The organism is Guptibacillus hwajinpoensis, from assembly GCF_020171785.1.
Classification (GTDB): domain Bacteria; phylum Bacillota; class Bacilli; order Bacillales; family Guptibacillaceae; genus Guptibacillus; species Guptibacillus sedimenti.
In genome coordinates, this window is sequence record NZ_JAIVAE010000011.1 from 35,429 (window position 1) to 54,454 (window position 19,026).

The following is a 19,026-nucleotide window of genomic DNA, read 5'->3' on the forward strand; positions in this document are numbered from 1 at the left end:
TCTTTTTTTCATACAGTTTATTACGATTGATGCCCTTAATTGATGAAGGAGTGAATGAAATGGCAGAGGATAAAAAGTATTATATGACGCAAGATGGTAAAGAAAAGCTTGAGAAGGAGCTTGACCTTCTAAAAACTGAGAAAAGAAAAGAAGTTGTGGAACGTATTAAAATAGCACGTAGTTTTGGAGATCTTTCTGAGAACTCTGAGTATGATGCTGCAAAAGATGAGCAAGCGTTTGTAGAAGCACGTATTCAAACGGTTGAAAATATGATTCGTAACGCTGAAATTATTGAAGAAGACAATAGCTCATCTAATGTTGTATCAATAGGTAAGCGTGTTAAATTCGTTGAAATTCCAGACGGTGATGAAGAAGAATACTTTATCGTAGGTAGTGCAGAAGCTGATCCTTTTGAAGGAAAGATTTCAAATGATTCCCCAATGGCCAAAAGTCTTCTAGGTCGTCAAATTGGAGAAAAAGTAAATGTTCAAACTCCGGGTGGAGAAATCCGCGTAGAAATTTTGGAAGTAAGTTAAATGTAAGAAGGAAATGGCAGCCGCTCAGGCTGTCTTTTTTGTGGGGAAATATTATTCATGTTCCAATGTGTTGATCAAATCATTCTGAAGGGTTTGAAATAGAGAACATCCGTCGAAACTCATACAGAGGTGAGAGAGATGATAAGGAGAAGGATGATTGGGGTTGGTCTCCTCCTTGTATGTGGGATGTTTTTGTTAATCGGACGTTTGATCCAACTTCAATTAGTTGAAACAGAGTCTTACTCAAAACATCATATCAATTTAATTGAAGCAAGCATCAATCAACGTACACAGTCCTATGTGCTAGATGAAGGTAGAGGAACGATACTTGATCGAAATGGGATTCCGATGAGTGAATCAATTCCTTCTCTCGTTCTATTTCCATTTCTTAAAGAGAGGGAATGGCCACTTGTGGAGGTAGCCCAAATTATAAATGTCACTCCTGAGAGTCTTGAACGCTCATTTGAGGGACAGTTACAACCATTTACTTTTGACAAAACGATAACAATTGAGCAAATGAAAGAGATAAATGAACAAAGTATTCCTGGGGTCTATGCCGTCCATAAACCTGTGAATGAAAATCCTTTGGCGGCTCATGTGATTGGGACAGTGAGACCGAACCCAGAGCTAATTCAATCAAAATATCCTGAAAAATGGTCTGAAGGATCCATTGATGAACAAACAAAATTAGGGATATCTGGACTTCAACTTGCATTTGACCCTTTTTTACTGTCTGAAGGTGATACAACACTTCTTTATCATGCTGATCGTCAGGGGAACCCACTTCTTGGACTTGATGTAAAATATTTCTCAAGTGCAGATTCATTTTATCCGCTTCAAGTGAAGACCACATTAGATACAAAGATTCAAAAGAAATTAGAGGAAGCAATAGATGAATCAAATATAACAAATGGTGGAGCGGTTCTCATTGATATCAAGTCGAATAATTTAATTGGTATGGTTAGTCGTCCGGTATTTGATTCTGAGGACCCTTTAGGGAAAGGCGCAGAGAATCAAATGGTGAGAGGGTACTTCCCTGGGTCTGTATTTAAAACAATTATTCTTGCAGCAGCATATGAAAATGATGTTAAAGATACGCGTCTTTTTGACTGTGATCAAAATTTGTACCGTGATGGCATTGGAAATCGTAAGTTAGGTATGCTTAGCCTTAAAGATAGTTTTGCCCAAAGCTGTAATGCGACCTTCACACAACTTGCTGAAGAGCTTATTAAGACTGATCCAGATGTCATTGAGAAAACCGCAGAGAAACTTGGAGTAGGAACAACGGTTGGATGGGAAGATAAGCTTTATCATTATGAAAATTTTAAGCAGTTTCCTGACGAGTCTATCCCGATCTTTTTTAAAGATGAAAAAGATAAGAGGATACGTAAAGCAATTGACCAAACAGCCATTGGTCAATTAAATGTGAAATTAAGTCCCCTAGCAATTGGTAATATGATGGCGACAATTGGGAGGGGTGGGGAAGCGAAAGATGTGAAAGTCGTTAGTGATATTCTCTATCGCAATGGAACGACTTTTCTTAGCTTCAAAGAAATAAGCCATGATGAAAACCTTTCGAAACATGTAATCAAGTCTCTTCAAAAATCATTGCGAGAAGTAGTAGTAAGTGGTACGGGGAATGTTTATTTAAACGATTTACCGATACAAGTAGCAGGAAAGTCAGGTACCGCAGAGCTTGGCGAAGACGTCTCCTATGATCATCAATGGTTTGCTGGTTATTTTCCTTATGATTCTCCACAATATGCTTTAGTGGTTGTAGATTTTGAACGAAAAGAAAAACAATATCGAGCTTATGAAGCATTTGCAACCATTGTTAAGGATTTATACCAAAATGAGAGATAAAAACGATACAAAAGTCAAGCCTTCTACGAATCATTTAGAGATGGTAAAATAAGAACAACAGCTAAATAGAGGAGTGGATAGGTTTGAGATCACGATATGGGGACCGTCATTCAAAGAGAAAACAAAATATCGTCCTAAATAGTTTAATTGGAATTGTTCTCGCAGTGATACTTGTACTTGTTGCCAATATAGTCTTTACCGGCGATGACTCTCAGCAAACCGCAAGTGAAGAACAGAAAACCGCACAAACAACTTCGGATGAAAAATCGAATAGTAGCAGTGACGATTCCGTTACTTCTGATGAGGCTGAAGATTCACAGGCTAGTGATTCAGAGTCGGATAGCGCCACTGATAAAGATAGTACGAATGAAGAAAGTGCTGACGAAGAGAAAGATCAGGATAAAGATAAAGAGGCTCAGGATAAAGAAGAAGCTGACCAGAAGCCGGGAGAACCAAACCTTGAAGGTCCTTGGGAACCTGTAGGAACAACGCAAACTGGTCCCCATACTTCTAGCTATGAGCTTGGTTCAACTGATTGGAATGAAAAGTTAAAAGCTGTTGAATCTGTTATGGGAATCTCAGCAGATGAAATGACGATCTGGAAAATAGGAGGTAACGGCGGACCTCAAAAGTCGTATGCACGTGTAAGTAAAGCAGGATCAGGAAACCAGGTTTACTCCATCGAACTTGAGTGGATTGATGGAAAAGGTTGGAAACCGGTTAGTGTTACACCAGAATAGCAGAAAAGCAGGAGCAAATGCTCCTGCTTTTTTATTTGGCTTTAAAATGAACGACAGCAGAATAGTAAGGTCTGCCTGTTTTCTCATGGGTAATGGCGTGATGCTGTACAGAATGAACCTGAAGCAGCAGGGCTCTGTTGTTATCGATCTGAACTTGTATTTTTTTCTCGATCTCTTCTAGCGAGAACCCTTCGAAAAATTCCACTTTGTCATCAATTCGTTCGAGCGAAAAACTCATTTGTTGCTCCTCCTTAAAATGCTTTCCATGTAACAGTCTACACATTTTTGTTAAATCATACAAATTGATATTCAAAAAAGAATATGATAAGTTAGAACCATAATGCATATTATTCATACCTTAATACTATGAATTAAATTTTGGAAAGCGATGTGACAGTAATGGGAAGAGAATTTATTGATTTATTTGAGCGTTGGGCAGACTCCTACGATACAACAGTGTCTGGACAGGATGAAGAGTACCGTGACGTTTTTAAAGGTTACGATGGAATCTTATCTTCAGTCGCTCAAGCTTCCTCAGGACACGTTTTAGAATTTGGCGTTGGCACAGGGAATTTAACCTCTATTTTACTTAATGAAGGTTTGGAAGTTACTGGAGTAGAACCGTCAAAAGCAATGAGAGAAAAGGCGAGTAAAAGGCTGCCAGATGTGACGTTTTATGATGGCGACTTTATGGTTTTCCCAACGCCCACCAAACCTGTACAAACAATCGTGAGTACTTATGCATTTCACCATCTCACTGATAAAGAGAAGGAGATCGCCATTCACAAATATAGCCAACTACTGGGGCAAAATGATAAAATTGTATTTGCGGATACAGCATTCAAAGATGAGAATGCTAGAATAGAGATGCATAAGAAAGTGAAAGCAAAAGGATATTACAATTTGCTACAGGACTTGCAAACGGAATATTATACAACCATTCCAGTGTTAGAAGAACTATTCCAGCAACATGGATTTCGAGTTGTATTTTCACAGCTAAATGATTTTGTTTGGTTGATGGAAGCCGTTAAAAATTGAACAAGTAAAGGAGTACATCATGAAGATCGGTATTATTGGAGCAATGGAAGAAGAGGTAAGAATTTTACGTGACCGTCTCGATCACAGAGAAGAACAGGTGATTGCGGGATCTGAGTTCACTACAGGAAGCATTGATGGCCAGGAGGTTGTTCTCTTGAAATCGGGCATTGGTAAGGTGAATGCGGCCATCGGCACTACATTAATGAATCAACTATTTAAACCAGATTATATTCTAAATACAGGTTCTGCAGGTGGATTTAACCCTGAATTAAAAGTAGGCGACATCGTGATTTCTTCAGAAGTTCGCTACCATGATGTGGATGCGACCATTTTTGGTTACGAATATGGTCAGGTTCCTCAAATGCCGGCTCTTTATGAACCAAACAGTATGCTTGTTGAAGCGGCTGAAAGAAGCGCAGAGAAAGTAACGGAGCACCAGGTAGTGAAAGGGATGATCGCAACAGGCGATTCATTTATGAATGACGCAGATCGAGTGGAATTCGTTAGATCAAAACTATCCAATCTCGACGCTGCAGAGATGGAAGCTGGAGCGATTGCACAAGTTTGTTATCAATTTGGTACACCTTTTGTCATTATCCGCTCGCTTTCTGATATTGCTGGGAAAGAATCAAATGTTTCTTTCGATCAATTTCTAGAAACAGCTTCAATTAATTCAGCAAACTTAATTTTAAATCTAGTGGAGGAGTTGAAGAAGAATGGCTAAAAAAATGAATGTAGAAAGTTTCAATCTTGATCATACAAAAGTAGCGGCGCCATATGTTCGCCTTGTAGGTGTAACAAAAGGGCCAAACGGTGATGAAATTTATAAATACGATATTCGATTTAAGCAACCAAATAAAGAACATATGGAAATGGCAGGGCTCCATTCCATTGAACACTTAATGGCTGAAAATATTCGTAACCATATGGATAATGTTGTTGATATTGGGCCAATGGGTTGTCAAACAGGATTTTATCTAGCGGTTCTGAATCACTCTAATTATGATGAGATCTTAGAAGTTCTCGAGAAAACTTTACAGGATGTGCTTAATGCTGATGAAGTACCAGCATGCAATGAAGTGCAGTGTGGATGGGCTGCTAACCACAGCTTAGCAGGAGCTAAAGAAATCGCAGACGAAATGCTGACACACCGTGACGAATGGCATATTGTGTTTGCTGAATAGAAAGGGTTTCACACTATGGAAATCTTTCATAACATTCATGAGCTCGTCGGCCGCACTCCGGTCATCGAGCTTCATCATTTTGATATACCGGAGGGCGTTCGCCTTTTCGCTAAGCTTGAGTTCTATAATCCTGGGGGCAGTATTAAAGATCGACTCGGACAGGAATTACTTCAGGAAGCCATTGAGCAAAATCGAATAGCTCCCGGGGGAACATTTATAGAACCTACTGCAGGAAATACAGGCATTGGCCTCGCTCTTGCAGCTGTCAATCGTGGGTACACTGTCATGTTTGTGGTCCCTGAGAAGTTTAGCATGGAGAAACAAGATTTAATGCGAGCACTAGGTGCCAAAATCGTGAATACCCCTACTGAACAAGGAATGAAGGGTGCAATTGCCCGAGCTGAGGAACTTATTAAGGAAATTCCGAATTCATATATGCCTCGTCAGTTTGGAAACCCGGCTAACCCTCTCACTTATTATAAAACGCTCGGCCCAGAACTGTGGAGGCAGCTTGACGGTGAGCTTAACGTTTTCGTAGCTGGTGCAGGAACGGGTGGAACGTTCATGGGGACCGCTCGCTATTTAAAGGAGCAGAATCCGAATGTGAAAACGGTCATTGTTGAACCTGAAGGATCCATTTTAAACGGTGGAAAGTCGGGGCCTCATAAAACAGAGGGAATCGGTATGGAATTTTTACCAGATTACATGGATGACGCTTACTTTGACAGTATTCACACAGTGACAGATGACGTTGCCTTCAACCGTGTAAGAGAGCTTGCTGAAAAAGAAGGTCTTTTAGTAGGTAGTTCTTCAGGAGCGGCCCTTGAAGCTGCTCTTATTGAAGCAAGGCAAGCACTTCCAGGAACGAATATTGCTACGATCTTTCCAGATAGTAGTGAACGATACTTAAGTAAGAAGATTTATGAGGGAGGCATTTAAGCAATGAAGCCAAAAACAAAACTCATTCATGGTGGGATTACTGGTGATCCGCAAACGGGTGCGGTCTCAGTACCAATCTACCAGGTTAGTACGTATAAACAAGAAGCAGTCGGGAAGTTCAACGGCTATGAATATTCTAGAACTGGGAATCCAACGCGTCACGCTCTTGAAGAGCTGATTAAAGACCTTGAAAATGGGTTCGCAGGGTTTGCATTTGGATCTGGTATGGCAGCCATTTCTTCTGTGATGATGATGTTCAATTCTGGAGACCATATTGTCATGACAGATGACGTTTATGGTGGCACTTATCGCGTGATGACAAAAGTATTAAATCGTCTTGGCATTGAATCTACATTTGTGGATACAACTGACTTAGAAGTTGTAAAAGAGGCGATACAAGATAACACGAAAGCCATTTACGTTGAAACACCAACAAATCCGCTCTTGAAGGTTACTGATATTCAAGCCATTTCGAAACTTGCAAAAGAAAATAACCTTTTAACGATCGTTGATAACACGTTCAATACACCGTATTGGCAGAACCCGATTGATCATGGTGCTGACATCGTGCTTCACTCAGCAACGAAATATTTAGGTGGACATAGTGACGTTGTGGCCGGTCTTGTGGTCGTTAATTCTAAGGAGCTTGCAGAGGAAGTACATTTTGTTCAAAATTCAGCAGGCGCTATTCTTGGACCTCAGGATTCATGGTTACTGATTCGAGGATTGAAGACGCTCGGTGTACGGATGGAAGAACACGAGAAAAACACTGCAAAAATCGTTCAATTCCTTAGCAAACACCCCTCCGTTGAAAAGATCTACTATCCTGGACTAAGTACACATCCTGGGAATGATATTGCTGTAAATCAATCGCGTGGATTCGGTGGGATGATTTCCTTTGATATTGGAAGTGCAGAGAAGGCAGATGAGCTATTAAGTAAAGTGAAATATTTCACGTTAGCTGAAAGCTTAGGAGCAGTAGAAAGCTTAATTTCCGTTCCAGCACGAATGACGCACGCTTCTATTCCAAAAGATCGAAGAGCAGAGCTTGGCATTACCGAAGGTCTTGTTCGTATTTCTGTTGGACTTGAAGATGCAGAGGATCTGATTGAAGACCTTGCAAATGCATTAGGATAATGTAGAAAGCCCTTATCCGATTCACCGGGTAAGGGCTTTTAGACGACTGGAAAGAGTTACATCTCTAGTACCTTGGTTTTTTATGATAGAATAAAAGCCGAGAGAGGTGAGCACTATGAAGCAACTTCAAGACAAAATGACAGACTATAAGCGATTTGCGTTTGTATTGCTTAGTCTTAGTGTTTTCTTATATATTGGTTCTTTTCTCCCGGTTCAAGGAAAGACGGATGGCGCTGCTCTTATACTGACTGGTGGAGGATTTTTACTAGTTGGGATTGCGATTTTCTTTTATTCTCGCGCTATCGCTATACAGAAAAAAATAAATGAGCAAAACATGAATTCCTAACTAATAGATGAAATATAACAATGAAAAGCCGATTCCTTAAATAATAGGATTCGGCTTTTATTATTCTTTGATGAGTAATTGAGCTTAATACGTCATAATTTCTTTCAACCGCCCCTGCCATTTCTCATCATCAAGAATAATTTGGAATGAGATACGTCTGTTTTTCTCGTATGCTTCATTCGTGTCTTCTTCGACAACCGGTTTGTATTCTGAGTAACCTGTTGCGGCTAAATATTTTGCGTACTCAGGTGAATTAAGCTTTGGGTTCGCCTTCATTAGTTCTTTAACGACAGCTACAGAACGATCAGCTGAAAGTTTCCAGTTATCGTAAGGGACTTTGTCAGTGTGTCCTTCAATTAAAATGATGTAGAGATATTGACTAATGTCTTCTTCGTCAATTAAATTTGCAAAAACATCTGCTAAATCGTTTAATACTCGTTTTCCTTCCTCACTAATTTCGGCACTTCCAGTGTCAAATAAAATATCTCCCTCAACTGAAATCGTATTATTTGGCCCACGCACAATTTTGTCTTTTCCAACATTTTCTTCTAACTGTTCTTCAATTAAATCACTAATATGCTTTTTTACATCCGCTACTTTTGCTAGTTCTTGTTTCATTACGGTTTGATCATAAGCGTCATAAATCATTTGAACGAAGGCAATGATTGCAATAAAAAGCATGACGAGAACGATCATTGCCATCATATCTGCAAAACTAGGCCAATAGTGTTCCTCATCACCCTGAATTTGAAAGCGTCTTTTTCGATTTTTCATCGATTGTCACCAATGATTCTAGATTGGACATGCTGCTGGGCCATTGATTGTCGACGCATTTGTTCTTCATAGAGTCGTAGCTGTAGTTGGTGGGATTCTGCTAGCTGATGTTGAATATCTTTAAGCTCACGAGCCAGCGCCTGGTAAAGAGAATCAATGCTGTTTGAGAGGGCTCTCATTTCATGCTGAAGAGGCTGATCACGCTGATCGCGTTCCATTCGATGGATAATCGGCTCAAGTGCTTCCCGTTTAATTTTATCAAGAGAGCTATACCACGCTTTTTCAAGTTGGGATACTGATTCAGCAAATTCTTGAGATGCTCTCCCATATTGATTCTGCTTATCCTGGTAGCGGTAATACCATTCGTCCTGCATTTGATGAACACGCCGCTCAAGCTCTTCTTGAGAGCCCTGGAAACGCTGCATTTGTTCATCCAGTCCTCTCAAATAATGCTGCCCTGTCTCCTCGGATTTTTTCTGGGTATCTTTAATTAATTGATCAGAACGTTGAACGAGCTGCTCGAATTTACGCTGTCCTGCTTCATGATGCTTTGATAAAGACTGAAGCTGACTCTCAAGATTTTTTAATCGATTGCCAAGTTCGATAATACCGTTCGTGGCTTTTTCTTGAACGCCGTCTAGTTGTGTAAAGGACTCTTGAAGCTTCAAACCGAATGCTTCTAATGTCGTTGTGGTATTTGAAAACTGTTCCGTATATTCACGCTGCGCTGACAATGTCGCTTGAACGTCTTGCATCGCCTTTTCAAGCCCAGATGTAAAGTTAACCATGTTCGTTGAGAAATCTCCAAGCGTTTCATGAAAGCTTTCTTGAATTCGTCCCGCTAGGCGGTCCAATATTCGCTCCATTTCATCATGAGGTTTTTCCTGAGTTAAGCTTGCATTCAAATTATGATCAAGAAATGACTCGCAATCGGATATGATTTTCTCTAAATAATAGGCTGTCGTCCGTCCATTCGTTAATACACCATTTTGGATTAGCGTTAAAAAAAGAGCATTCCCAATGCCAGCTATACTCGTAATAAAAGCAACGCTCATACCTTGAAATGGACTAGAAATCGCTTCAATAACAGAAGCTAGGTTTAAATTGGCATCTTCTGGTTTTTGTGATAAAAACATAAGCGTTTCTTGCATGGAAGATATGGCAAGCGTTAGCCCAATAAATGTTCCTAATATCCCGATGATAATCGAGGTCGGTGGGAGCTGTTGCATAAATCGCATCATGCCGCCAGCAGGAACACGAGCAAAACCAAACAGAGGAACCGATTCTTTAAAAAAATGTTTTTCAATAAGCGCTTGCGTATTCACTTGAGAAACGCCTGCTAGATGGTAGGATTTATATTCCTTAATTACGTTTTGAATCCATGGTGCTGTATAAGCCGTTGCATCATTTTGAACTTCTGCATTTTCAATATCTCTCAGCCATTTCTTCATTTGAATACTAATTTGAATCGTAGCTGTTACTCCAAACACAGCAAGGAACCCAATGATAAAGAGGACGATTGTTGTCACGTTCAGCATGTGTTCACCTCCGCTTTATACATATGTATGTCCTCTTTAACAGAACTTTCATGCTTTCTGCAGAGGTGATGACGTCAAAGTAAATTTCGACGATGATTGTCGAAAATTTTCTTTTTAATAAAATATTTAGGTAATTTAGTAAAAAAGGTTTACAAAAATGGAAGTGGTGGATATACTTACCTTTGTAAACAATTATGAAAAAAGGAGGTCGAACAGAATGATGAAGATGATGAAAGTGAAAGCTACTGTAACTCAATATGAACGATCTGTTCGACCAGCGCCTCTTTAAGGGCAATCCTTTTTTACTAACGGATTGAAAAGCCGCAGGTCGACGCCTGCGGTATTTCTATGCTTTTTTAGCCGCAGGCTCATGCCCTGCGGCTTTTTGTGTCCAAATTTTGAGAGGAGGAATCACATTGGTTATTAAAGGAAACGTGATGTTTAATGTGCAAGAGAAAAGAAGAAAATGGGTCCCCTGAAATAACTGAACCGAAAGGAGGTCGTTAACATGTTGCCATTCCATCTAATGATCATAACAAAAATGAAAAGCGTTTTTGACCGAAGTCTCTCATCTGAACTTCATCAGCGCTCCATTCCTGAACGCATCTCAGAAGCTGAATCTAAACGAGATCGAGCTTCAATGTGGTTGTCCTAATTCAATACAAAATAAGGAGAAATGATCATGTTAACGATAAATTTAGTATTTGTAACAATTGGTATTCGCGTTCATGAGCGAACGTTGGAGAAAGAAAAAAATGATTTGCGAGTCAAAAGCAAAATGAATCAGGTTCACGAAAAACAGTTCAAGATTTTCTAACATTAAGTTATGAAAGGAAGAGTAAAATGAGGATCGCCTTAAAAAAATGCGCAATTCAAAAATGGATCACTGTAGAGAAAGGGTTAACCTGAAACGAATAAAGAAGAAGGGAGTGGAGTGGATTGACTTTAAACTTAGTATTTGTCACAATTACTGTCACGATCAATCGTTATCGGCAAACGCTTGATCAAGAGTTAAACCATAAAAGAAGACGGGAATTAATTGATGCTAATCAATACAAGCAAAGCTTCTATATCCACCATTAATAATTAAAGGCAGGGGTAATCCTGCCTTTTATTTTGAATATCTTTCTCAGAACTGAATCAAATCTATTCTTTCGATTTACAATAGAAGAATACATATGGGGAAACAGTTTTTAAAAGAATAGGAAGGGGTATTGAATACTAGCGCTTAATGTATAAAAATATATGATGTGGTCTTAAAAAAGGAGTGATTGAGAATGAGAGAAATGCAAAAAGAAATCATTCAAGAACTTGGTGTGCAGCCAACAATTGATGTAAAAGAAGAAGTGACGAAGCGAGTAGGGTTTTTAAAAGAATATTTAAAGAAAAGCGGAACAACAGGGTTCGTCCTGGGGATTTCAGGTGGACAGGATTCATCACTTGCAGGAAAGTTTGCTCAGATGGCTGTTGAAGAACTACGGGAAGAAGGAATCGATGCTTCCTTTATTGCCGTCAGATTGCCCTACGGTGAACAGAAAGATGAAGATGACGCGCAGGCTGCTTTAAAATTTATTAAACCGGATCAAACGGTTACCATCAACGTAAAGCCTGCTGTTGATGCATCTGTTTCAAGTTATCTAGAAGCAACGGGCAATAACTTAACTGACTTTACAAAAGGCAATAATAAAGCAAGAGAACGCATGATTGCGCAATACAATATTGCCGGAGACGAGAAAAAGCTTGTCATTGGAACCGACCATGCTGCAGAAGCTGTGACAGGCTTTTATACAAAGCATGGGGATGGGGCATGCGACATTACTCCACTTTTCGGTTTAAATAAGCGACAGGGTAGATCTATCTTGGAAGACATTGGGATGCCAGATCATCTTGTAGAAAAAGTGCCAACAGCTGATCTTGAAGATGATCGACCTTCTCTTCCAGATGAAGAAGCACTTGGAGTAAGTTATAATCATATTGATGATTATCTTGAAGGAAGAGAAGTACCTGAAGAAGCAGCAAGAACCATCGAAAATCATTTTAGCAAAACAAAACATAAGCGCAATATGGCAGCAACCATTTTTGATAATTGGTGGAAATAAGATTAGTAAGAGAGGGACCTGAATAAGGTCTCTTTTTTTTGCGTATGAATAGATGAAACGTTCGATTTACATCACAAAGGAGTTTCGCATATGAAAGACGATTCTGGAGTACTTCATTCAATCGTACGCAGGCTACAGGAACAGGCTAGCATGAATGTACCAATTCAACTAACAGACTATTTTCCTGGTGAACGATTAATAGGGGGGAAGTATTCGTTAGAAACGAATATGATCACGATTTATATGGAAGAGGTAAGGAAACAATGTATTCTTCTATTCGGTTCTGATGACCATTTGAATGACTATTTTACCGTGATAGTGGCGCACGAACTTGGTCACGCAGCTGACAAAAGTCTGGTCCTGTTAGCGAAACAGAGGTCAAGTACACGATGTGTAAACAAGAAGAGGCAGTTGTCGATCATCATAGAAGACAATGCCTGGAAATTTGCAATGAAACTGATTCCAGAGTTGTCTCATATTCTTGTTCCTGTGAGGAATCAATCAATGGATCTTTACAGGGAGAGAGAAATCATTCAGTAGAAAAGACTTTTTAGAAAGGATATACAAAATCGTTCCACCTTGTTACTATAGGTGAAAAACTATGATTTTAGCCATCTTATGTAAAGGTGTGACGATCGTGAAGGTAATCAAAACGTATTATCCGAAAGTGAGAGCGATTGAACTGTTCATGTTTCTCGTCTACGGCATTGTCGTTTGCTTTGGTACCTTTTTATTGTGGGTCAAAGGTGATTTATCATTTGAACGCTGGCGAACCTTCATGCTGATCGGCTTAATTTATGTGTTGTTTTGTATCTTTCTTAGCTTTTGTATTCGAACACAGCGAATCGAATTAACTGAGTATCGTATTGAACATAAACTACTTGGATTAAGTTGTCGAAGTGTTGCTTTTTCTTCTATGAAAAAAGTAATGTTTGGCAAAGTTAATGGCTCGCCCGTCGTTGCCATTATTAATGGAAACATGGAAAAACCAATTTTTGTGCCTTATCTTCCATTCGAAAAAGATTGGGAAGAAATTAGTTCTTTTATTAAAGAGAGGAATCAAAAAGTTATTATTTCTATGTAAAGAAGCGCCATCAAGGCGCTTCTTTACTCTTTCATAGGGTTACTTATGACATAGCGGGTTCAAGCGCAACAGCAGGGCCAAAAAATTCAAAATGCATATTCTTTTCTTCTACACCGAGGTTTGTTAACGCAACTTTAATAGCTTTCATAAATGGAAGAGGTCCGCAGAAATAATACTGAGTGTCTACGTCAAGTGACAAGATGTCTTTTAACCAGTCGCTTGTGATAAATCCTTCTTTATCATAGCTCTTTTTATGAGCATCGTTTTCTGTCGGCGCTTCGTAACAGACGAAATAATCTAGAGAAGGGTGTTCAAGAGAGAGAACTTCACGGTGAAAAGCATGAACATTTCCGTTAAGTGCTGCATGAATAAATGTTGTTTTTCTATGTTGAAGCGCGCTGCTCTTTAGCATGCTAAGCATAGGAGTAATCCCTACACCACCACTCAATAGGACAATTGGAGCTGTTGACTTTTCTAAATAAAAATCTCCTGCTGGAGCAGTAACGGTAAGCTGATCGTTTACTCCGACATGATCATGCAAATAGTTGGAAACGATGCCATCAGGCTTGGCGGTGTTGGCTTCTTTTTTGACAGAAATTCTATAATAAGGTTTTCCGGGTACGTCTGAGAGACTGTATTGACGAATATGAGTATATTGATCATCTGGAATCGATACTTTTACACTAATATATTGCCCGGATTTGAAAGATGCAATTGGTTTTCCGTCAAGTGGCTTTAAGTAAAACGATGTGATAACGTCACTTTCCATTTCCTTACGATCGACAACAAAAATGCGCTCCTGTTCCCAACCACCAGGCTGTTTTGCAGCATCTTTGTACATTTCTTCTTCTACTTCAATAAACACATTAGCAATCACCCCGTATGCTTCTTCCCATGCTTGAAGAATTTCTTCTGTAGCATCATCTTTTAAAACATCTTTAATGGCTTTCAATAAATATTCTCCTACGATTGGATAATGCTCTGGTTGAACCCCTAGGCTTCTATGCTTATGGGCAACCTGTTTTACAACGGGTAGAATCGCTTCTAATTGATCAATGTTTTTTGCTGCAGCATAAACTGCGTTTGCGAGAGCTTGCTGCTGCTTGCCTTGTTTTTGATTAGCATGATTAAAAATATTTAACAGTTCAGGATGGTTCGTGAAGAGCATGTTATAAAAGCGTTTCGTAATGTCAGTTCCGTGAATTTCTAGAACAGGTACAGTCGATTTAATCGTTGCTATTGTTTTGGGTGATAACATAAAAACCCTCCAACTTCGTTAAAGATGTATTTTGAATATATCTTTATGGTACCGGTTATCCCTCCCAAAAGCAATATCAAAAATGAATCTTTAAAAGATTGTTCACATCTTATCTAGAGCATTACATAACATTAAGTTTTCAATGATATGATAAAATAGACCTATGAACATAGGAGTGAAAAGAGGTTGAATGACCATGCGATTAACAAATTATACCGATTACTCTTTAAGAATGCTTATATATCTTGGGAGTATGAAAAAAAGTAACTTAGCAAGCATACAAGAAATTGCAGATGCTTATCAAATCTCAAAGAATCATCTAATGAAAGTCGCACATGAGCTTGGAAGAAAAGGATATATTGAGACAATAAGAGGGAGGAATGGAGGGTTAAGATTGGCCCAACTCCCTAAGGACATCAACGTTGGAGAAGTTGTAAGAAGTACCGAAGAGGATTTTAATTTAGTGGAGTGCTTTGATAAAGAAAACAATTCATGTGTAATCAGTCCTGCATGTCGTCTAAAACACGTTCTCCATTCGGCCCTGACAGCATATTTTGAAGTTTTAGATCAATATCAATTGGCAGATCTTATCGTAAATGATGAGATGCTTAGACAATTATTTGAGACGAATCGATAAGGTAGCAATCATTGTTTAGATGAATACACTGTCATATGAGGAGTGTGGCAGTGTATGGAATGGTTTGAACTAACGGGTGTTGGAGGAATTGTTGCGATTCTTGCAGTTATACGGATGAAATATGGTCGGTATTCAGCTCATCATCGCTATTTAAGGGAAGAGTTTATGTCTGAGAAATGGATAAAAGAAAAGAAGAGAAATCATGATGAGTGATGAGACGTTTCCTTTCAGAGAGGCGTCTTATTTTTTTGATTTAAAATTCCAGAAGGACAGACACGTGGTGGTAGGCAATTACATAAGCTTAAGATATAGTAACAGCCCATCAATGGGAGGTGAGTATGTGTCCTTACTGGCAGCACTTGCTTACGTTTGTAAGGAAGTTCTTTTCTTTGTCTCATTTGTGAAAAACAATGCCTTTCCCCAGCCACTTTCTAGAAAAGATGAAAGAAAGTATTTAGAATTAATGGCTGAAGGAGATGAAGATGCAAGAAATCGGCTCATCGAACACAACCTCCGTCTCGTGGCCCATATTGTGAAAAAGTTCGAAAATACTGGCGAGGATCCTGAAGATCTTATCTCGATCGGTACAATTGGTTTAATCAAAGCAATTGAAAGTTATTCAACAGATAAAGGCACAAAGCTAGCAACCTATGCAGCAAGGTGTATTGAAAACGAAATTCTCATGCACTTACGGGCTTTAAAAAAGACAAAAAAAGATGTGTCTCTACATGATCCAATCGGTCAGGATAAGGAAGGGAATGAAATTTCACTTATTGACGTTTTAAAAGCAGAAACGGAAGATATTGTAGAGTTAATTCAACTTAATATGGAGAAAAAGAAGATCTATGAATACATTCATATTCTAGATGATCGAGAGAAGGAAGTCATTGTGGGACGGTTTGGTTTAAACCTTGAAAAAGAATTAACACAGCGGGAAATTGCGAGGCAGCTTGGTATTTCTCGAAGTTATGTTTCTAGAATTGAAAAAAGAGCGCTAATGAAATTGTTTCATGAGTTTTATCGAAATCGAAAAGAAAGTGGCGCGTAACCCTGCTAAAAGGCAGGGTTTTTTTAATTTACTCAGCCTAACTCCCAAATGAAAAAAAAGAAGAATATCAATCGATGCAATGTAGTGATTAGGAACGTTTGTTCGTCATATAATAAGAATAAATGTATAGGAGAGTGTCTCATGTATAAGGATATAAAAAAACACTTAAGACATCATAAGAAAATAGAAATGATCTATGTATCTGGTCAAAACAAGATTACTAAGAGAATTGTTAGGATACTCAATGTATATGAACAAGAGATCATTGGGTATTGTTACTTAAGAGGGGATATTCGAACATTTAAGGTTGAACAAATTCTAGCGGTAAACTCTTTTAAAGATTTCCAAAGTAAAAAGCAGTGAGGAGTAAAAAAAGAACTCCGAAGGTTTCCCTCCGAAGCATTTTAAGGTTGGTCTATTGTAGTTTAACACACAAAAGCGAAAAAGCAATAACGGATCACTGAATTGTAGTGATTTACTTTTCAGTACCTTCATTTGTATTGTACGTAGCAAGAATTTTTCGAGTCCAAATGCGATAACCTTCTCCATTAAGATGAAGACCATCGAACGTAAAATCTTTATTCAACTGCCCAAATTCGACTAGTTCTGGATAAATATCGATATATTGATAATTATACAGATTTGAGAGGTCTTCTAAACGCTTGTTTAAATCACGAATGGTGGCGTTATTAAGAGGATGACCAGTTAATGCCGTGTTAACGGGGAACAAACTTTGAACGTACACCTTTGTATTAGGAGATCGCGTCTTCAGAATATCAAGAATCTGCTTATAGTTTGTCTCAATTTTATTAATAGGCTGACCTGCAATCATATCGTTAATTCCAATTAATAAATACACCCGATCAGGTTTCGCTTTTACAACCTCATCGATTCGGTTAAGTACTCCAGTGGTTGTATCACCAGCAATGCCTCGATTTAATACCTCGTGGTCACTGAGAGCTTCTCCCCATTCATAATAATCAGTCAAGCTATCACCAAGGAAAATTGTCTCACTGTCTTTGTGAGTATAAGAGTCATATATGCTCTTTTTCGTTTGATAATATTTGGTATAGTACGTAATATTTTTCTTCTTGGACTCTGAATCGTTCTCGGGCATTTCGTTTGCATTGGTTCTAAGAAAATCCGTTTGATTTTCAGCCAGTGCTAGTAAAATAGCTAGAGAACCGGCAACTAATACCAGAATCCATACTTTTTTCCTCACAAGTATCACACTCCTATTGATTACGATAGGTATTATACCCTATCTTCAACGAAGTGAAAGCTGAAATTGTGATTAGATACAAAAATGAGTAAAAAAACCCCCGAAATTGGAGGTTTAAAGAGAAAGATTTGTCTCTCTTTGTAAAAAGTCGATGTTCTTGTAATAGGCATCTTTAACAAGAAGGTTAGGACCTAGACATTTCACGGCTGGACAGTGGCAGCTTATGCTTTTAGCAACTTTACTATCTTGCCATTTTTGATAAGCGTCGTTTAAATTTGTGTCTTTAATATTCCCAAGTGGAGGAGTGTCACCAAAATCAGTGACGATGATGTCCCCGTCAAATATGTTTAAGTTTAACCTTGAGCGACCATCTGGATCATTTCTAACTGTTACGTTTGGCTCAGCATATAATCTTTCTAGAAGTTTGAGATCTTCTGGATTTGAACTACACGGGTAGAATGGCAGTGTTCCAAATAGCAGCCAGACGTTGGGATCTCGGTTATCTAATAGACGGTGTATTCCTTCTCGAATTTCATCCAATGAAGCAATGTCTAAATCAGAAGCAAAATCAGAAGGGTACATTGGATGAATCTCATGTCTCTGACAACCCATCTCTGCAATTTGTTTATGAATGCTAACGATATTCGGAATTGTTCTGCGATTAATCATCGTCTCGGCTGAAACAATTACTCCTTTAGAAGTTAAATCTTTTGCGTTTTCAACCATGCGATGAAAATAGGCCTCTCGTTGAGCGATCGAAGGTTTGCGATCCATTACTGCAAAACCAATGTCAGTAAAATCTTCAATACTTCCATAGTTATGAGAAATATGTAAAACATCCAAATAAGGTAGAATAAGATCGTATCGCTTTCGATCAAGCGTTAGGTTGGAGTTTATTTGTGTGCGTGCCCCTCGGTCATGGGCATATTTAAGTAGTGGCGCTACATATTGTTTCACTGATTTCATAGATAGCATCGGCTCGCCACCTGTAATGCTTAGTGCACGAAGTTTTTCCACCTCGTCTAGTCTACCAGTCAAAAGGTCCAGTGGAAGCGGATCAGGATCTTTGGGTTGAAGAGTATAACCAACTGCACAGTGCTCACAACGCATATTGCATAGTGTCGTTGTCGTTAGTTCAATATTAGAAAGTATCATACTTCCGTATTCTTCAACATCCATATAAGCTTCCCATGGGTCATATGTGGGTGTTATTGTTTTCATTGATGTTGTCATTGATATCGACCCCTTTTAGTAATTGCAAGGCTTCATACCCCTCCTAATTGTAGAGCATTAAGAAACGGATGAACAGCGGTAGTGATGAATTTAGAAAACTCCGCCAATGTCCATACATTCTATTCGAACCTTTCATAGACTATACTATCTACCAGAAGAATGTCTAAGGGAGAAAAGGAGGGGGCGTATGAGTTACGGCTATCCTGGCTGTGGATATCCCTATCCTCCATACCCATATCCATATCCAGGCTATGGAGGAGGGTACTTTGCGTTAATTGTTGTACTGCTTGTTTTATTGCTTGTGATTGGCGGCGGGTACTATTATTACGCAAATTATCGATAATAAACGT

25 protein-coding genes are annotated in these 19,026 nt (G+C 38.9%); 19 read left to right on the forward strand and 6 right to left on the reverse strand.

Annotation, left to right across the window (positions count from 1 at the left end; translation table 11 throughout):
- Window positions 1–59 precede the first annotated feature (59 nt).
- The 3 genes from greA (at window position 60) to LCL91_RS16185 (ending at window position 3,139) form a co-directional block, all read left to right on the forward strand.
- A complete protein-coding gene (gene greA, locus LCL91_RS16175; RefSeq protein ID WP_224883841.1) occupies window positions 60–536 on the forward strand; it encodes a transcription elongation factor GreA in 477 nt (158 codons plus the stop codon).
- A 138-nt stretch (window positions 537–674) separates the two neighbouring features.
- A complete protein-coding gene (locus LCL91_RS16180) occupies window positions 675–2,399 on the forward strand; it encodes a peptidoglycan D,D-transpeptidase FtsI family protein (protein WP_224883843.1) in 1,725 nt (574 codons plus the stop codon).
- An 83-nt stretch (window positions 2,400–2,482) separates the two neighbouring features.
- Window positions 2,483–3,139 (forward strand): YrrS family protein, encoded by a 657-nt coding sequence (locus tag LCL91_RS16185; RefSeq protein ID WP_224883845.1) that lies wholly within the window; start codon window positions 2,483–2,485, stop codon window positions 3,137–3,139.
- A gap of 31 nt (window positions 3,140–3,170) precedes the next feature.
- On the opposite strand, the gene LCL91_RS16190 is transcribed toward LCL91_RS16185, so the two are convergent.
- Window positions 3,171–3,377, reverse strand: coding sequence for a YrzA family protein (locus LCL91_RS16190; protein ID WP_098444348.1), 207 nt, complete (start codon window positions 3,375–3,377; stop codon window positions 3,171–3,173).
- A 161-nt stretch (window positions 3,378–3,538) separates the two neighbouring features.
- Between LCL91_RS16190 and LCL91_RS16195 the strand changes: the two genes are divergently transcribed.
- The 6 genes from LCL91_RS16195 to LCL91_RS16220 all read left to right on the forward strand — a co-directional run bounded on the left by LCL91_RS16195 (window position 3,539) and on the right by LCL91_RS16220 (window position 7,783).
- A complete protein-coding gene (locus LCL91_RS16195; protein WP_224883846.1) occupies window positions 3,539–4,177 on the forward strand; it encodes a class I SAM-dependent DNA methyltransferase in 639 nt (212 codons plus the stop codon).
- Window positions 4,178–4,196: 19 nt separating this feature from the next.
- Window positions 4,197–4,901 (forward strand): 5'-methylthioadenosine/S-adenosylhomocysteine nucleosidase, encoded by a 705-nt coding sequence (gene mtnN, locus LCL91_RS16200; protein ID WP_224883847.1) that lies wholly within the window; start codon window positions 4,197–4,199, stop codon window positions 4,899–4,901.
- Window positions 4,894–5,361, forward strand: coding sequence for an S-ribosylhomocysteine lyase (locus LCL91_RS16205; protein WP_224883848.1), 468 nt, complete (start codon window positions 4,894–4,896; stop codon window positions 5,359–5,361). The genes mtnN and LCL91_RS16205 overlap by 8 nt, the downstream gene beginning before the upstream one ends.
- 15 nt (window positions 5,362–5,376) lie before the next feature.
- Window positions 5,377–6,300 (forward strand): PLP-dependent cysteine synthase family protein, encoded by a 924-nt coding sequence (locus tag LCL91_RS16210; RefSeq protein WP_224883849.1) that lies wholly within the window; start codon window positions 5,377–5,379, stop codon window positions 6,298–6,300.
- Window positions 6,301–6,303: 3 nt separating this feature from the next.
- Complete coding sequence (locus tag LCL91_RS16215) at window positions 6,304–7,437, forward strand: bifunctional cystathionine gamma-lyase/homocysteine desulfhydrase (protein WP_224883850.1); 1,134 nt, start codon at window positions 6,304–6,306, stop codon at window positions 7,435–7,437.
- 115 nt (window positions 7,438–7,552) lie between these two features.
- The gene (locus LCL91_RS16220; protein WP_098444342.1) at window positions 7,553–7,783 is read left to right on the forward strand and encodes a YrhC family protein; all 231 of its coding nucleotides are present in this window, start codon (window positions 7,553–7,555) and stop codon (window positions 7,781–7,783) included.
- Between the two features lie 84 nt (window positions 7,784–7,867).
- Here LCL91_RS16220 and LCL91_RS16225 read toward each other — a convergent pair whose 3' ends face one another.
- Together LCL91_RS16225 and LCL91_RS16230 are read right to left on the reverse strand one after the other, a co-directional pair.
- A complete protein-coding gene (locus LCL91_RS16225) occupies window positions 7,868–8,557 on the reverse strand; it encodes an OmpA/MotB family protein (protein ID WP_098444341.1) in 690 nt (229 codons plus the stop codon).
- Window positions 8,554–10,095, reverse strand: coding sequence for a hypothetical protein (locus LCL91_RS16230; protein ID WP_224883851.1), 1,542 nt, complete (start codon window positions 10,093–10,095; stop codon window positions 8,554–8,556). Before LCL91_RS16230 ends, LCL91_RS16225 begins: the two co-directional genes overlap by 4 nt.
- A 508-nt stretch (window positions 10,096–10,603) precedes the next feature.
- Here LCL91_RS16230 and LCL91_RS16235 point away from each other — a divergent pair.
- From LCL91_RS16235 to LCL91_RS16255, 6 genes are all read left to right on the forward strand, one after another.
- Window positions 10,604–10,750, forward strand: a complete 147-nt coding sequence (locus tag LCL91_RS16235) for a hypothetical protein (protein ID WP_224883852.1) — start codon at window positions 10,604–10,606, stop codon at window positions 10,748–10,750.
- Between the two features lie 27 nt (window positions 10,751–10,777).
- Entirely contained in the window at window positions 10,778–10,912 is a 135-nt protein-coding gene (locus LCL91_RS22075; RefSeq protein WP_255640069.1) for a hypothetical protein, read from the forward strand.
- A 122-nt stretch (window positions 10,913–11,034) separates the two neighbouring features.
- Window positions 11,035–11,178: a hypothetical protein gene (locus LCL91_RS16240; protein ID WP_224883855.1), complete on the forward strand. Its 144-nt coding sequence runs from the start codon at window positions 11,035–11,037 to the stop codon at window positions 11,176–11,178.
- Window positions 11,179–11,381: 203 nt separating this feature from the next.
- Entirely contained in the window at window positions 11,382–12,194 is an 813-nt protein-coding gene (gene nadE / locus LCL91_RS16245) for an ammonia-dependent NAD(+) synthetase (RefSeq protein ID WP_224884018.1), read from the forward strand.
- A 90-nt stretch (window positions 12,195–12,284) separates the two neighbouring features.
- On the forward strand, window positions 12,285–12,734 hold the full coding sequence (locus LCL91_RS16250) for a hypothetical protein (protein WP_224883857.1): 450 nt from the start codon (window positions 12,285–12,287) through the stop codon (window positions 12,732–12,734).
- Window positions 12,735–12,795: 61 nt separating this feature from the next.
- A complete protein-coding gene (locus tag LCL91_RS16255; protein ID WP_224883859.1) occupies window positions 12,796–13,278 on the forward strand; it encodes a hypothetical protein in 483 nt (160 codons plus the stop codon).
- Window positions 13,279–13,321: 43 nt separating this feature from the next.
- On the opposite strand, the gene hmpA is transcribed toward LCL91_RS16255, so the two are convergent.
- On the reverse strand, window positions 13,322–14,536 hold the full coding sequence (gene hmpA / locus LCL91_RS16260) for an NO-inducible flavohemoprotein (RefSeq protein ID WP_224883861.1): 1,215 nt from the start codon (window positions 14,534–14,536) through the stop codon (window positions 13,322–13,324).
- A gap of 196 nt (window positions 14,537–14,732) precedes the next feature.
- On the opposite strand from hmpA, the gene LCL91_RS16265 reads away from it, so the two are divergent.
- The 3 genes from LCL91_RS16265 to sigK all read left to right on the forward strand — a co-directional run bounded on the left by LCL91_RS16265 (window position 14,733) and on the right by sigK (window position 16,221).
- Complete coding sequence (locus tag LCL91_RS16265; protein ID WP_224883863.1) at window positions 14,733–15,173, forward strand: Rrf2 family transcriptional regulator; 441 nt, start codon at window positions 14,733–14,735, stop codon at window positions 15,171–15,173.
- 54 nt (window positions 15,174–15,227) lie between these two features.
- Entirely contained in the window at window positions 15,228–15,386 is a 159-nt protein-coding gene (locus tag LCL91_RS16270; RefSeq protein WP_179886251.1) for a hypothetical protein, read from the forward strand.
- A gap of 127 nt (window positions 15,387–15,513) precedes the next feature.
- Window positions 15,514–16,221 (forward strand): RNA polymerase sporulation sigma factor SigK, encoded by a 708-nt coding sequence (gene sigK, locus LCL91_RS16275; RefSeq protein WP_159783352.1) that lies wholly within the window; start codon window positions 15,514–15,516, stop codon window positions 16,219–16,221.
- Between the two features lie 475 nt (window positions 16,222–16,696).
- Here sigK and LCL91_RS16280 read toward each other — a convergent pair whose 3' ends face one another.
- Window positions 16,697–17,443, reverse strand: coding sequence for a GDSL-type esterase/lipase family protein (locus LCL91_RS16280; protein ID WP_224883865.1), 747 nt, complete (start codon window positions 17,441–17,443; stop codon window positions 16,697–16,699).
- A gap of 114 nt (window positions 17,444–17,557) precedes the next feature.
- On the reverse strand, window positions 17,558–18,676 hold the full coding sequence (gene yfkAB / locus LCL91_RS16285; protein ID WP_224883867.1) for a radical SAM/CxCxxxxC motif protein YfkAB: 1,119 nt from the start codon (window positions 18,674–18,676) through the stop codon (window positions 17,558–17,560).
- A 187-nt stretch (window positions 18,677–18,863) separates the two neighbouring features.
- On the opposite strand from yfkAB, the gene LCL91_RS16290 reads away from it, so the two are divergent.
- Window positions 18,864–19,019, forward strand: coding sequence for a hypothetical protein (locus LCL91_RS16290; RefSeq protein ID WP_168212300.1), 156 nt, complete (start codon window positions 18,864–18,866; stop codon window positions 19,017–19,019).
- Window positions 19,020–19,026: the final 7 nt, after the last annotated feature.

What these genes read in the sequence shown, in the direction of transcription:
- greA (WP_224883841.1), top strand. Translation starts at nt 60, where the DNA reads ATGGCAGAGGATAAAAAGTATTATATGACGCAAGATGGTAAAGAAAAG.
- LCL91_RS16180 (WP_224883843.1), top strand. Translation starts at nt 675, where the DNA reads ATGATAAGGAGAAGGATGATTGGGGTTGGTCTCCTCCTTGTATGTGGG.
- LCL91_RS16190 (WP_098444348.1), bottom strand. Translation starts at nt 3,377, where the DNA reads ATGAGTTTTTCGCTCGAACGAATTGATGACAAAGTGGAATTTTTCGAA.
- LCL91_RS16195 (WP_224883846.1), top strand. Translation starts at nt 3,539, where the DNA reads ATGGGAAGAGAATTTATTGATTTATTTGAGCGTTGGGCAGACTCCTAC.
- mtnN (WP_224883847.1), top strand. Translation starts at nt 4,197, where the DNA reads ATGAAGATCGGTATTATTGGAGCAATGGAAGAAGAGGTAAGAATTTTA.
- LCL91_RS16205 (WP_224883848.1), top strand. Translation starts at nt 4,894, where the DNA reads ATGGCTAAAAAAATGAATGTAGAAAGTTTCAATCTTGATCATACAAAA.
- LCL91_RS16210 (WP_224883849.1), top strand. Translation starts at nt 5,377, where the DNA reads ATGGAAATCTTTCATAACATTCATGAGCTCGTCGGCCGCACTCCGGTC.
- LCL91_RS16215 (WP_224883850.1), top strand. Translation starts at nt 6,304, where the DNA reads ATGAAGCCAAAAACAAAACTCATTCATGGTGGGATTACTGGTGATCCG.
- LCL91_RS16220 (WP_098444342.1), top strand. Translation starts at nt 7,553, where the DNA reads ATGAAGCAACTTCAAGACAAAATGACAGACTATAAGCGATTTGCGTTT.
- LCL91_RS16225 (WP_098444341.1), bottom strand. Translation starts at nt 8,557, where the DNA reads ATGAAAAATCGAAAAAGACGCTTTCAAATTCAGGGTGATGAGGAACAC.
- LCL91_RS16230 (WP_224883851.1), bottom strand. Translation starts at nt 10,095, where the DNA reads ATGCTGAACGTGACAACAATCGTCCTCTTTATCATTGGGTTCCTTGCT.
- LCL91_RS16235 (WP_224883852.1), top strand. Translation starts at nt 10,604, where the DNA reads ATGTTGCCATTCCATCTAATGATCATAACAAAAATGAAAAGCGTTTTT.
- LCL91_RS22075 (WP_255640069.1), top strand. Translation starts at nt 10,778, where the DNA reads ATGTTAACGATAAATTTAGTATTTGTAACAATTGGTATTCGCGTTCAT.
- nadE (WP_224884018.1), top strand. Translation starts at nt 11,382, where the DNA reads ATGCAAAAAGAAATCATTCAAGAACTTGGTGTGCAGCCAACAATTGAT.
- LCL91_RS16250 (WP_224883857.1), top strand. Translation starts at nt 12,285, where the DNA reads ATGAAAGACGATTCTGGAGTACTTCATTCAATCGTACGCAGGCTACAG.
- LCL91_RS16255 (WP_224883859.1), top strand. Translation starts at nt 12,796, where the DNA reads ATGATTTTAGCCATCTTATGTAAAGGTGTGACGATCGTGAAGGTAATC.
- hmpA (WP_224883861.1), bottom strand. Translation starts at nt 14,536, where the DNA reads ATGTTATCACCCAAAACAATAGCAACGATTAAATCGACTGTACCTGTT.
- LCL91_RS16265 (WP_224883863.1), top strand. Translation starts at nt 14,733, where the DNA reads ATGCGATTAACAAATTATACCGATTACTCTTTAAGAATGCTTATATAT.
- LCL91_RS16270 (WP_179886251.1), top strand. Translation starts at nt 15,228, where the DNA reads ATGGAATGGTTTGAACTAACGGGTGTTGGAGGAATTGTTGCGATTCTT.
- yfkAB (WP_224883867.1), bottom strand. Translation starts at nt 18,676, where the DNA reads ATGACAACATCAATGAAAACAATAACACCCACATATGACCCATGGGAA.
- LCL91_RS16290 (WP_168212300.1), top strand. Translation starts at nt 18,864, where the DNA reads ATGAGTTACGGCTATCCTGGCTGTGGATATCCCTATCCTCCATACCCA.